General features: G+C 56.7%; 12 protein-coding genes. 9 read left to right on the top strand and 3 right to left on the bottom strand.

The annotated features are described in order from the left end of the window. The first annotated feature begins 111 nt into the window (after positions 1 to 111). Positions 112 to 924: a M949_RS01915 family surface polysaccharide biosynthesis protein gene (locus tag AOA61_RS19745; RefSeq protein WP_095184759.1), complete on the top strand. Its 813-nt coding sequence runs from the start codon at positions 112 to 114 to the stop codon at positions 922 to 924. Positions 925 to 1,032: 108 nt separating this feature from the next. Continuing rightward, positions 1,033 to 1,947, top strand: a complete 915-nt coding sequence (xerC, locus tag AOA61_RS19740) for a tyrosine recombinase XerC (RefSeq protein ID WP_032885654.1) — start codon at positions 1,033 to 1,035, stop codon at positions 1,945 to 1,947. Between the two features lie 209 nt (positions 1,948 to 2,156). On the opposite strand, the gene AOA61_RS19735 is transcribed toward xerC, so the two are convergent. Both AOA61_RS19735 and AOA61_RS19730 read right to left on the bottom strand, forming a co-directional pair. Next, a complete protein-coding gene (locus AOA61_RS19735) occupies positions 2,157 to 3,014 on the bottom strand; it encodes an SDR family oxidoreductase (protein WP_032885742.1) in 858 nt (285 codons plus the stop codon). A gap of 119 nt (positions 3,015 to 3,133) precedes the next feature. Continuing rightward, a complete protein-coding gene (locus AOA61_RS19730) occupies positions 3,134 to 4,342 on the bottom strand; it encodes a multidrug effflux MFS transporter (protein WP_099602487.1) in 1,209 nt (402 codons plus the stop codon). Between the two features lie 146 nt (positions 4,343 to 4,488). On the opposite strand from AOA61_RS19730, the gene AOA61_RS19725 reads away from it, so the two are divergent. Beyond that, a complete protein-coding gene (locus AOA61_RS19725) occupies positions 4,489 to 6,102 on the top strand; it encodes a methyl-accepting chemotaxis protein (RefSeq protein ID WP_032887306.1) in 1,614 nt (537 codons plus the stop codon). Between the two features lie 92 nt (positions 6,103 to 6,194). Here AOA61_RS19725 and AOA61_RS19720 read toward each other — a convergent pair whose 3' ends face one another. Next, positions 6,195 to 6,683 carry a DUF4019 domain-containing protein gene (locus tag AOA61_RS19720; RefSeq protein ID WP_099602486.1) on the bottom strand — a complete coding sequence of 163 codons (489 nt, stop codon included), beginning with the start codon at positions 6,681 to 6,683 and terminating at the stop codon, positions 6,195 to 6,197. Between the two features lie 936 nt (positions 6,684 to 7,619). On the opposite strand from AOA61_RS19720, the gene AOA61_RS19715 reads away from it, so the two are divergent. The 6 genes from AOA61_RS19715 (at position 7,620) to AOA61_RS19690 (ending at position 11,834) form a co-directional block, all read left to right on the top strand. Continuing rightward, positions 7,620 to 8,435 carry a DUF1206 domain-containing protein gene (locus tag AOA61_RS19715; RefSeq protein ID WP_099602485.1) on the top strand — a complete coding sequence of 272 codons (816 nt, stop codon included), beginning with the start codon at positions 7,620 to 7,622 and terminating at the stop codon, positions 8,433 to 8,435. Between the two features lie 108 nt (positions 8,436 to 8,543). Beyond that, the gene (locus AOA61_RS19710; protein ID WP_081797726.1) at positions 8,544 to 8,675 is read left to right on the top strand and encodes a DUF2256 domain-containing protein; all 132 of its coding nucleotides are present in this window, start codon (positions 8,544 to 8,546) and stop codon (positions 8,673 to 8,675) included. Positions 8,676 to 8,918: 243 nt separating this feature from the next. Continuing rightward, the gene (locus AOA61_RS19705) at positions 8,919 to 9,383 is read left to right on the top strand and encodes a thiol-disulfide oxidoreductase DCC family protein (protein WP_099602484.1); all 465 of its coding nucleotides are present in this window, start codon (positions 8,919 to 8,921) and stop codon (positions 9,381 to 9,383) included. Between the two features lie 154 nt (positions 9,384 to 9,537). Continuing rightward, the gene (gene folE, locus AOA61_RS19700) at positions 9,538 to 10,098 is read left to right on the top strand and encodes a GTP cyclohydrolase I FolE (RefSeq protein ID WP_032887313.1); all 561 of its coding nucleotides are present in this window, start codon (positions 9,538 to 9,540) and stop codon (positions 10,096 to 10,098) included. A 36-nt stretch (positions 10,099 to 10,134) separates the two neighbouring features. Further along, entirely contained in the window at positions 10,135 to 10,845 is a 711-nt protein-coding gene (locus AOA61_RS19695; RefSeq protein ID WP_099602483.1) for an SDR family NAD(P)-dependent oxidoreductase, read from the top strand. A 470-nt stretch (positions 10,846 to 11,315) separates the two neighbouring features. Next, positions 11,316 to 11,834 carry an isochorismatase family protein gene (locus AOA61_RS19690; RefSeq protein ID WP_099602482.1) on the top strand — a complete coding sequence of 173 codons (519 nt, stop codon included), beginning with the start codon at positions 11,316 to 11,318 and terminating at the stop codon, positions 11,832 to 11,834. Positions 11,835 to 11,855 lie beyond the last annotated feature (21 nt).

The following is an 11,855-nucleotide window of genomic DNA, read 5'->3' as shown; positions in this document are numbered from 1 at the left end:
TTTGCTACAGCGTGGGCGAACACAAACAGGCTTCGACCACGATTGAAGAATCTTCTCTGCAATGCCTCTCAAGTGCCGGTAAAGTAACGCGTCTCTTGGCAGGGTAATCGGATGAATAGCGTGCAGCTTTTACGCGGCCAGTTGCGGCCAGTATTGATGGGGTTGTTGATGAGCGTGGCGTGTGTCACGACCGTTCGCGCCGATGAAAGCGTGGCGTTGACCAGCCTCGATCAGGTGCCGGATGGCGTGGAAGTACGTGGCAAGCAGATCGCCGCTTACACCTGGGACGACCGTCAGGGCAAGAATCTGCTGGTGCTGGCTGAACAAGTCAGCGAGCGGGATGACGACGGCACCCAGTCGTCCTTTGTGTATGCCGCTCAGTACCTGATCGACGGTAACCGCCCCAAGCGCGTGTGGATGCTCTACGACGATGTGCAGCATTGCGAATTTGACGCGGCGTTGCGTTTCGACCAAGCCGCGACCAAGGTCACCGACCTGTCGGGCGATGGCATCACCCAGGCCACTGTGGGCTATTCGCGCACCTGCACGAGCGACGTCAGCCCCAATGAATTCAAGCTGATCATGCATGTGGGCAAGTCGCAGAAGTACCGTTTGCGCGGTGTCGACCGCTACGGCGCCGCCTGGTGGGATGAAGAGGCCGGGGCGTTGCGCGGGATGCCGCTGCCCAAGGATTGCAGCACCGCCGGGCAACAGGCGCTCGTCAGCCAGTACAAGGAGCAGGGCACCGAATTGCCGTTACCCGGCTGCTATGGCGATGAGAAGGATTTCGCCAATGCGCCCGAGGCGTATCTCACGTTCATGCGTCAGCATTGGTTCGCACTGATGCAAAAGCAGGACGCCGAATGGAGCCAGGCCCAGACCCAGCCCCAGGAACCCACGGAGGACGAAGAAACCGCCCCATGATTTGGTAAGAGGGCCTGTGCTGCGCTAGACTCGGCCCTCGCCAATTCACTAAATACCTTGATTTAACAATGGCTTGTTCGAGGTATTTAATCCAAAGGCTGATCTATTTTGACTGAGCATATCCGCAACCCGCTGACCCTCTACCTCACCCGCCTGGCCCCCTCCAGCCAACTCACCATGCGCTACGTGCTGCAGGACGCCGCCGACCGCCTGGGCTTCGAGGATATCAACCTTGAAGACATCGACTGGCACCTGCTGCAACCCGAACACGTCATCGCCCTGGTAGCCGCCCTGCGCGAAGACGGCTACGCGCCCAACACCTCATCGTTATATGTAAATGCGGTGCGCGGGGTGATGAATGAAGCGTGGCGCATGAGCCTGATCAGTCAGGAACACTTGTTGAGAATGCGCACGGTCAAGCCAGCGCCCGGTACGCGTCTTGGCCAGGGCCGTAACCTGCGGCGCACGCTGATCCGCGAAATGATGGAAGTCTGTGCCGCCGACCCCAGGCCACAAGGCCTGCGTGATGCAGCGGTCATCGGCATCCTCTACGGCTCGGGCATGCGCAAGTCGGAGTCGGTCAACCTCGATCTCGCGCAGATCAACGTTGAGGAGCGCAGCTTGCGGGTCATTGGCAAAGGCAACAAAGAGTTGATCAAGTACGCGCCGCAATGGGCATTTGCCAAGTTGCAGGCCTGGCTGGCGTTTCGGCGCGAGCAGTTAAAAGAGGGCGAGCAGGACGACAGCTTCCTGTTCAATCGCATCCGCCGGGGTAGCCATATCACCCGGGAACGCATTACTAAACACGCGATTTACTACATTGCCCGGCAGCGAGGGGAACAGGTTGGGGTGAAGATCATGCCCCATGACTTCCGTCGCTCGTTTATCACGCGGGTGATCGAGGAGCATGACCTATCGATCGCGCAGAAGCTGGCGCATCACACCAACATCCAGACCACCGCCAGCTATGACGTGCGTGACGACAACGAACGCCGCCGAGCCGTAGATCGGTTCGACCTGTAGTGAGCGGGCTTGCTCCGCGCCGGCTTGCATAGCAGCCCCCTAGTTTATTGGGTCTGCTTCGCAGCCCAGCGCGGGGCAAGCCCGCTCACCACAAAAGCCCGATCACCACAAAAAGCCCTGTCACCAGGAACAGAGAGGTCACCACAGGCGCTCAGTTCATCAAGGCGCTCGCCACAGGGAGGATGTTCAGCCTTCGAGCGCCTTCAAGGCTAGAGGATGGGTTTCCCCCCAGTAACCGCATAGCGTGAACCGGAGATGTAGCTGGCTTCATCCGAGGCAAGCAGCACATAAATCGGCGCCACCTCCACCGGCTGGCCAGGTCGGCCCAGTGGTGTTTCGCTGCCGAAGCTCTTCACGTCTTCATCGGTCATGGTCGCCACGATCAGCGGCGTCCAGATCGGTCCGGGGGCCACACTGTTGACGCGAATGCCCTTGCTGCCCAGCAACTGCGCCAAACCGCCAGTGAAGTTGGCAATCGCGCCCTTGGTGGCGGCGTAGGCCAGCAGGGTCGGTTTGGGCATGTCAGAGTTGACCGAACTGGTGTTGATGATCGAACTGCCAGCCTTCATATGGGGCAGGGCGGCCTTGCAGATGCGAAACATCGCCGTGATGTTGATATCGAAGGTCTTCACCCATTCCTCGTCCTCAATCTCTTCGAGGGTTTCGTGGGTCATCTGGAACGCAGCGTTATTGACCAGCACATCGATGCGACCGAACTGTTCGACGGTGCTGTCGACCAGTGCCTGGCACTGGGCTTTCTGTGCAAGATCGCCGGGCAGTAACAGGCATTGGCGACCGGCCTCTTCCACCCAGCGTGCGGTTTCCTTGGCGTCTTCGTGCTCGTCCAGGTAGGCGATGGCAACGTCTGCACCTTCACGGGCAAACGCAATGGCAACCGCGCGACCGATGCCGCTGTCGGCCCCCGTGATCAGCGCGATTTTGTTGGCCAGCCGACCAGAGCCTTTATAGCTTTGCTCGCCACAATCGGGATACGGGTCCATTTTTCTCTGGGAGCCTGGGACCGATTGGGCTTGAGGGGCGAAAGGCGGGCGTGGGTAGTCAGTCATCTCAATCTCCATAGGTTCCTAAGGGTGCTATGGAGTTAGTAATTCCTTGGCCGGCGATAGTTGGGCTGGATCCTGCCCAGGGCCGACGAGTGGTTAACGCCGAGCCCTGTTGTTACCCCTCAGGAGGAGGGCGGGGCACTCGCCAAGTGGGCGGGCAAACGGCGCAATGTCCAGATCACCGTGAGCATCGCCGCAACGGCACACATCGCAATACCGATGATCATTGGCGCCGGGGTGTGGTCGGCAAAGACTCCAACAAGGGTCATGGACACCGCCCCTGTGATCATTTGAATCGCGCCAAGCAAAGCGGATGCAGAACCCGCCACCGCGCCATGGTCCTCCAGGGCCAACACACCCGAGGCAGGCAACAGCAAGCCAAGGAAGCCGAAGCCGATAAACAGCAACGTCATCATCAGGACCAAGCTATCAACCCACAGCGTGGTGACCGCCAGCAGGAGCATCACTGCAGCCACCGCCGTAACTGACCAAAGTATCAACGGCACCAGACCGAAGCGTGCGCTCAGGCGCGCCGTCAGCTGGCTCATAGCGAAAAATGACGCCGCATTCAGGGCAAAACACAGGCTGAATTGCGTGGGTGTCAGGCCGAAATACTCGATGTACACAAAGGGCGCGCTGCCAATAAAAACAAAGAACGTTGCCAACCCAAAGCCGCAGACCACCGACAATCCGATAAACACAGGATCGCGCAGCAGAGCCCCATAACTGCTGAATGCAGTGCCCAGGGTTTTACCCATACGACGCTCGGGCGGGTGGGTTTCGGGCAATTGCACGGCCGTCATCACCAGGCACAACACGGCCACCACCGCCAGCACGGCGAACACTTCGCGCCAACTCCAGAGCGCAATCACCACACTGCCAGCCAGCGGGGCAAGAATTGGCGAGACACTCATCACCAGCATCAGCAATGACATCAGCCGCGCGGCTTCATGGCCGGTGTACAGATCGCGAACGATAGCCCGAGGGATCACCATGCCGGCGCACGCACCAAATGCTTGCAGGGCACGAAATCCAATCAGCACTTCAATGGTCGGCGCCAGGGCGCAGCCGATACTGCCGATGGCAAAAATCAGCAGTCCGGCATAAATCGGCGGTTTGCGTCCGAATACATCGCTGATGGGGCCGTAGAACAGCTGGCATACCCCCACGATCACAAAGAACACGGTCAGGCTCATCTGTACGGCGGCCGGCGAGGCGTGCAGGCTCGCGCCAAGGGTTGGCAGCGCAGGCAGATAAATGTCGATGGCGAACGGGCCAACGGCCGTGATCAACCCCAGGAGCAGGGCCAAGTGGGCAATACTTCGAGACATGGGCATTTCCGGGCGGAGCAAAGGATGGCCAGCTTAAGGGATCCTCGCAGATCCGCAAACTTAGGCTTCACTAACCAGTGACTGCTGCCGATAACGTTAATAGAGGTTGGGTTCCCAACCCGCGGCCAAGGTATGGGGATACCCGCATGACGATCAAACTACGCTTGATGCTGTTGATAGCGACCGGGTTGCTTACCGCCCTGGTCATGAGCCTGGCCAGTTACCTGGGCAACACGCGGATGGGCGAGGCTGTGCAGGCCAATGAGGTCGCCATGACGGTACTGCGCAACCACATGGAAGCCGACATGATGCACGATGCCCTGCGCGCCGACGTGTTGTCGGCCATGTTGGTGGGCTTGGGGAAAAGCGCCAGTACCAAGGCCGAGGTGACGAGTTCGATCAAGGAACATTCAGAGCACTTCCGGGAGGTGCTGGGGGACAACCTCAAGTTGCCCCTGGATGACAGCCTTAAAGCCAGTCTGGAAAAAATCAAACCCAGCCTCGATACCTATATAAGCGCCGGCGAACGTATCGTCGCGCTGGCGTTGGAAAATCCCGAAGCCGCTCGCGCAGAACTGGAGAGTTTCAACACTGCGTTCAGCCGTCTGGAAGACCAAATGGCGGCGCTGAGTGAGCTGATCGAAACCAATACCCAGCAGACCGGCGCTAGCACTCAGCACGCAATCAGTAATGCGAACTTCACCCTGGGCACGGTGTTGATTGCCAGCGTATTGCTGCTGTTGGCTCAGGGCCGCTGGGTCATCCTGAGCATCATGGGGCCGCTGCAGACCGCCAGCCGCATTGCGGCGAGTATCGCCAGGGGCAACTTGAGCGAGCCGATTGTCGAACCTAAGCGCAATGATGAAGCAGGCGCGCTGATTCTCAGCCTTGCCACCATGCAGCGCGACTTGCGCGGCATGATCGAAGTGGTGCGCAGCAACGCTCATGGCGTCAATGGCATGAGCGAGCAACTGAGCCACGGCTGCCATGAAGTCGCCGGCAGCAGCCAGCAGCAAAGCGCGGCCGCCAGCACCATGGCCGCTGCTGCGAGTGAAATGACGGCGAGCATCGAAGAAATCACCCGGCACGCCGGCCGCGCCCTGGACATGGCCAATCAGGCTGAAGCCTTGGCCAAGGACGGCGGTCGCGTCATTCACCAAGTGGTCAAGGACATGGACGGTATTGCCCGTTCAGCCCAGCAATCGGCTCAGGTGATCCGCACGCTGGACAAGGAGTCCGAGGCGATTTTCAGCATTATCCAAGTCATCAAAGGCATCGCCGACCAGACCAACTTATTGGCCCTCAACGCAGCGATTGAGGCTGCCCGCGCGGGAGAACAAGGCAGGGGGTTTGCGGTGGTCGCCGATGAAGTGCGCAGCCTGGCGGGTCGCACCAGCGCTTCGACCCAGGAAATTGCCAGCATGGTCGGACGCATCCAGCAAAATACTCGGGAAGCGGTGACCAGCATGGAGGAGGGCGTCACTCAAGTGGACAAAGGCATGGCGGTGACAGCAGAAGTAGAACGGGCAATCCGCGAGATTCTGCAGGCCACGTTGAACACCACGGAGTTGGTGAACGACATTTCGCGCACCATCGGGGAACAAAGCCTGGCCAGCAATGAAATCTCCCATCAGGTGGAGATGATCGCTGGCATGTCGGAAAACAACAGCCGCGTGATCGGGCAAACTGCCTCAACTACGGATGAACTGGCCAATCTAGCAGGCAAACTGTCGCAATCTGTGGACCGTTTTCAGCTCTAACAGGGGTAGCGTAGGAATGACTCATATATAACTCAACTAAATAGATATTTAGTTGAGTTATGTCATTATCGAATAATTGGGGCAGGGCCGGGCTAGGGGGATTTCTTAGTACCGTCACCGAAAACAATGCTCTTATGGACGAAATACCCGACGATTCCCCAGTGCTTGTCGTCGTCGCGCATGATCACTTTCTCTTGAACAGAGGTCGTGGAAAATATCGAGGCAAACTCGATCACCGCATAATTTCCGGCAGGCGCGTCAGGTAGCTGATCGATAAAACCAATCGCGACAGGTTCGCGCCTCTGGAATGAACCCAGCCCCAGTCGCAGGCCTTTGAGGCTACTGGCCCACATCAACTTAGAGGTTTTGGCTTGCAGCACGGGACTGACTGCGGGCCAAGTCATTTCGGCTGTGCCCGCATCAAGTAACCCCAAAAATCCCACAGCTTTATCGAAAACACGCTGTTGCTGTTGCGGCGTTCCAGGATCGGTTGCAGTGACATTAGGCGTGTTGTTGTTGAAGCTGACGTCGCAGCCACCGAGCATCGCGAGTATGAACACCATGACTGCAATCGACTTCATGCAAAACCTCCAAGGCACTGACATCCGTTGGGACGAGTAAAGATGACGCTTAAGGGGGTTGCCATCAGCTAGGCGGAAAATGCTGGGGTGGTGTGTGAATTCTGCAGGCCTACGGCTGGCATTCAGAAACATATGGTTACGCATAATGTATATTATGTTAAACGATGTGCTATGTCAGAGATGCTCATCAGCCATATACCCCTCAACGTCTACTGTCCCTTTCCCAATTGTTGAATGGCGTTCATCAGGAATCAGTCAATTTCCAAATAATGCTGATGTGATCGCCAAGCTGCAGGCTGTCACCGCTTCCAGCCGTCCATTTGTCAGCGTCTGGTACTGCCAACGATATTTTGCCTGGTTGGCACGTAGCTAGAATCTTGAGCAAAGCTTCTGGGGCTTGCTACGTCGAAACCACACACCTCGGGCGCCTTCTAAACTCACCAGAGTATTCGGCGTTCTGAACTGGGCATACGCACGAGTAACCAGAAAGTCAGGGCTGTCGGCCAACAGTTGATCAAAGCGCCGTAAGTGCTCGGTTTTTTTCATTCTGCAGCTGACGCTTGGGCTCTTGTATCAATGGGGCAACGCCCATGCGATTAAGAAGAATCCCGGACATGCGCAACAAGGTAGCCTGGCCGATGGACGCTGCCGCCAATGGCGTGAAGGAAAACCGATCGAAGCACCCTTCCCATCCCTTGCCCCAGCTTTCGTTGAGGGATGCACATTGCCCGAAGTCAACAGCAAGTGCCGGACGTATGTATTCCTTAAAGTGAGTGACTCTCAAAACTGTAGGCCCAAAAGACCCGCTTGGGCGAGGCAATCTCGACTGCGGTCGGCGTTGGGGATTTTTAAATCACTTCACCCTTCGACTTGGTATATAGAACCCCACCCAGCGATAGGGGTCTGCTCTTGTATCAGATCTCAGGAATACATCGAATGTCCGCGCAACATAGCCTGGTAATACTCGCTCGGGGAGGCTACGCCGCTCGGGGATTGCTTTATTTGATCATCGGTATCTTCGCACTGCTGGCAGCACAAGATTCGACGAAACCGAAGGACAGCCATAAAAGCCTGGAAGCACTGCTAAGCCAACCCTTTGGCTATTTTCTAGTTGGCCTTGTGGTAGCTGGCCTCCTCGCATTTGCGGCGTGGCGCATCCTGCAAGCTACACGCGATGTCGACCATCATGGCAAGAAATTCAAAGGGTTGGTGATTCGCGCTGGTCTGTTCGCGGGAGGTATGTTCAACGGCGCTCTAGCGTTTTTTGCGTTGGGCCTACTCATTAGCGGTATTAAAAGCTCGGGCGATTCTGGAGGGCAAACCAAAGACTGGTTAGCGCATCTCTTGTCATGGGATCACTCGAATGTGTTGGTATACCTGATCGCACTCGTTCCGCTTGGGGTTGGTATCGCTCACATCATCAAGGGATGGAAAGCGTCATTCGAGAGATATTTTGAGGCCGATGAAGACGTCATGCGATACGTCCGCCCGGTATCACGATTCGGACTAATCGCCCGCGGAGTCGTGTTTTTAGAAATTGCGTTGTTACTGGCCATCAGTGGTTCCACTTATCAAGCCATGGATCCACCTGGTATGAAGGAATCGCTGGATGCGCTCCAAAATCTACCTTCTGGTTGGTTGATTTTGATGGTGATGGCCTTGGGGCTGATTGCCTTCTCGGTGTACAGCTTCTCTGAAGCCTTTTGGCGCAAGATCAACATGGATGTGCCGGGAGTACCGAGCAAGGATTGATGAGAAACGGAAGTCTCACGGCCATAGGGAGCATTACTTGCACCAGGGCCACGATCTTGGCGGGTTATCCACGAGATCTATTGATCGCACCAGCCGGTAGTAATATCCGTGAAAAAGAGTGAGCTTCCCGTAAAAACCTGCGTGATCTGTGGTCTTCCCTTCACTTGGAGGAAGAAATGGGCGCGCTGCTGGGACGAAGTCCGTTATTGCTCGGAGCGCTGCCGGCGCAGCAAACGTTGACCAAAAATGGGCCGTCACAGGCCCTCTCGTACTCAAGCTACATGAAACAATTTACGCCTGCCCCCTCCTCCCTTCTGCGCAACGACACTTAGCCGTGGCCCTCCCTCTGGAAGCTTGATGCCGAAGGGGCGGACGATCCCTTCACAACACTGGGCGTGCCCATCACGCAGCTACAGCACAGTGCCCATTGTCAGCCCGTTTCTTTCAGCCTATCTTGTATAAACCTATACAAGGTCCATTACGATGTACAAGAAAATGAAGTGGCCGTTGACGCTGTATTTTGACGGTGAATGCCCTCTGTGCGCGCGAGAAATCAAGTTCCTGCGAGGACGCGCCGTAACGGATCGACTGCTTTTTGTGGACATCAGCAGCGGTGCATTCGATGCCAAGGCACTCGGGTTGACGTTCGCGCACATGCAGTCCTCGCTGCACGCTCGTTTCGCTGATGGCCGCTGGGTTACCGGCCTGGATGCCACTCTGTGGAGTTGGCGAGCGGCTGGCTTAGGTTTTTGGGCCACGCCACTGACGTGGAGTGCATTGCGCCCGCTGTTTGAATTCGGTTATCGCCTTTTCTGCCGTTTACGCCCCCATTTGGCGTGGTTACCTCATCCAGAGGGTGGCCGCCGCTGTGTCGATCAGCAGTGCGCGGTGCCGGCGTCAAAACCCGCATCAGACAAGCAGGCCATTTTGAAAAAAAAGCAGACCTAGAACGCTTTGCGTTGTCATGGTCCCGACGAAGAAGGTGGGTCATGGCTGATCTGGCGACCCCCGTGCCATCTGCGTCAGATCGTGCGCAGCAGATACGTTCCTACCGCCATGGATTGCCGACACTTAAACCGCAGCATGGCTGCGAGGAATCAAGATGAGCCCATCATTAGCCGAACACTACCGTGAAATTCTCGTCGGCGTAGGCGAGAACCCTGAGCGTGAAGGACTGCTGGACACCCCCAAGCGCGCAGCCAAAGCAATGCAGTACCTGTGCAATGGCTACACAATGAGCCTGGAAGAAGTGATCAATGGCGCATTGTTCGAATCGCAAAACGATGAAATGGTCATCGTGCGCGACATCGAACTGTATTCATTGTGTGAGCATCACATGCTGCCCTTCATCGGCAAGGCTCATGTGGCATACATCCCTACTGGAAGGGTATTGGGCCTGTCGAAGGTGGCCCGAGTGGTCGATATGTTCGCCCGCCGCTTACAGATCCAGGAAAACCTCACAAAACAAATTGCTGACGCCATTCAGCACATCACCGATGCGGCCGGCGTGGCAGTGGTCATTGAGGCTAAGCACATGTGCATGATGATGCGAGGCGTGGAGAAGCAAAACTCGGTGATGACATCTTCGGTGATGCTGGGAGCCTTTCGCGAGTCGTCCGCGTCGCGTCAGGAGTTTCTGCAACTGATTGGACGAATGGGTTAACACCAACAAATCGAACCAGACCGCAGGAGCGCCCAGATGAAAAGTCCCTTCAAGATGAACTCGCTTGGTGAGGGCTATCGTGCCCTCGTGATAGGTGCCAGTGGAGCGATCGGCTCGGCTTTTTGTGAGTTGCTCAATCAGGATCCAAGTTGCGCGTATGTGCGTGAGCTGGGGCGCAACAGTGTTCCATGCCTCGATCTGGAAGAGGCCGACAGTATTGCCAGCGCGGCCTCCGAATTAGCTCAAGAAGCCCCCTACCAATTAATTTTGCATGCTGCCGGTTTGCTCCATCGCGACGAAATCAAACCTGAAAAAAGCTACTCCGCTATTGAAGCGGATACGCTCCAGGCGATATTCCAGGTCAACACCATCGGGCCTGCGCTGGTTTTACGTCACTTTTTGCCCTTGCTTGACCCACGAGGCGCTATGGCGATGCTCTCTGCCAAGGTGGGTAGCATCGGTGATAACCGTTTGGGCGGCTGGTACGCCTATCGCGCCTCCAAGGCGGCACTGAACATGATGATTAAAACGGCCGCCATCGAGCTGGCACGAACCCGGCCTCAGACGCGCTTGTTAAGTCTTCATCCCGGCACGGTTATTTCAGGCCTGTCACACCCCTTTCGAGGTGCCTCTGAAGCCAGGCCGGCAAACATTGCGGCGCATGAGCTGTTATCTCTGATTGACCGCTTAGGGCCTGCTGACAGCGGTAATTTCTTTGCCTATAACGGAGAACGCCTTCCTTGGTAGACAGGAAGTGAACCTTGAATCTCCAGGGGCCGACCGACAGGGCCGCGCACAGGGACGTATGCGAATCAGAGCAGCTGCTGCAATTTCGCGTTCCTTTAATGGCAAATGACTGCCCTCCTCTTTAGCTCCAATTTCCGCCTTTGAACTGAACCGTGCTTCCTGCACGTGGTTGTCGGCCTGTGGGTAACGACCATGGCACGTCAGGCATCAGATGGCCGCAGACTTGCACTGTCTAGTCGGCCAAACGCACTCAGCCTGGGATCCTGGCTTGTCAGCTCGCCGCGAGATTGTTAGTGTCGATCCATGACTCACTATTGCCTCACCTCGACTACCACCACCACGACCGCTGTATGCGGAGCGTGCGAGGTGTCGTGAGCCAATAGCCTACGAACTTCAAAGGCCCGCCAGCGATGGACAGGGCCTTTTTTTATGCCCTTGTGTCGCTGGTTCAAACGCAAGGAGATGCACCCATGTACGCCCTATTGATACTCGATATCCAAGTCGGGCTTGTTCACGGCCCGGAAAAACCATGGCGCTGCGAAGCGTTATTGGAAACAGTGAATAGCCTGATGGACAAAGCCCGCATCGCTGGCGCTCCGATTTTTCTCGCGCGCCACGTCGGGCCCGCTGGATCGCCCATCGGCCCCGACAGTCAGTTGACGATGCTTGCGCAGGAACTCAACCTGGTGGGTACAGAGGTGGTATTCGAAAAGCGGCGGCCCAACGCCTTTGAAATGACTGAGCTGGCGGACAATTTGCGGTCTCGCGGAGTTACTGGTGTGGTCATCACCGGCATGAAAACTCAATACTGCGTCGACAGCACCTGCCGTGCTGCTCGTGATCTTGGCTTCGATGCGGTACTCGTTGCCGAAGGTCATACCTGTTCAGACACGCCAGTGATGAGCGCTAAGGACATCGTTGCTCATCACAATGCAACCCTTGATGGGCCGTTCTGCCGGCTGGTTCGGGCCGAAGAGTGGCGCTTCTAGCAGAGCCTCAATAACGGGAAT

Origin of the sequence: Pseudomonas sp. 2995-1, assembly GCF_002742505.1 — a bacterium.
Lineage (GTDB): Bacteria > Pseudomonadota > Gammaproteobacteria > Pseudomonadales > Pseudomonadaceae > Aquipseudomonas > Aquipseudomonas sivasensis.
This window is presented reverse-complemented; position numbering and strand designations above follow the sequence as displayed.

Bases quoted from the DNA above. Each gene is read 5' to 3' on its own strand.
- AOA61_RS19725 (WP_032887306.1), top strand. From the start codon at position 4,489: ATGACGATCAAACTACGCTTGATGCTGTTGATAGCGACCGGGTTGCTT.
- AOA61_RS19690 (WP_099602482.1), top strand. From the start codon at position 11,316: ATGTACGCCCTATTGATACTCGATATCCAAGTCGGGCTTGTTCACGGC.
- AOA61_RS19715 (WP_099602485.1), top strand. From the start codon at position 7,620: ATGTCCGCGCAACATAGCCTGGTAATACTCGCTCGGGGAGGCTACGCC.
- folE (WP_032887313.1), top strand. From the start codon at position 9,538: ATGAGCCCATCATTAGCCGAACACTACCGTGAAATTCTCGTCGGCGTA.
- AOA61_RS19730 (WP_099602487.1), bottom strand. From the start codon at position 4,342: ATGTCTCGAAGTATTGCCCACTTGGCCCTGCTCCTGGGGTTGATCACG.
- AOA61_RS19735 (WP_032885742.1), bottom strand. From the start codon at position 3,014: ATGACTGACTACCCACGCCCGCCTTTCGCCCCTCAAGCCCAATCGGTC.
- AOA61_RS19705 (WP_099602484.1), top strand. From the start codon at position 8,919: ATGTACAAGAAAATGAAGTGGCCGTTGACGCTGTATTTTGACGGTGAA.
- AOA61_RS19745 (WP_095184759.1), top strand. From the start codon at position 112: ATGAATAGCGTGCAGCTTTTACGCGGCCAGTTGCGGCCAGTATTGATG.
- AOA61_RS19695 (WP_099602483.1), top strand. From the start codon at position 10,135: ATGAAAAGTCCCTTCAAGATGAACTCGCTTGGTGAGGGCTATCGTGCC.
- AOA61_RS19720 (WP_099602486.1), bottom strand. From the start codon at position 6,683: ATGAAGTCGATTGCAGTCATGGTGTTCATACTCGCGATGCTCGGTGGC.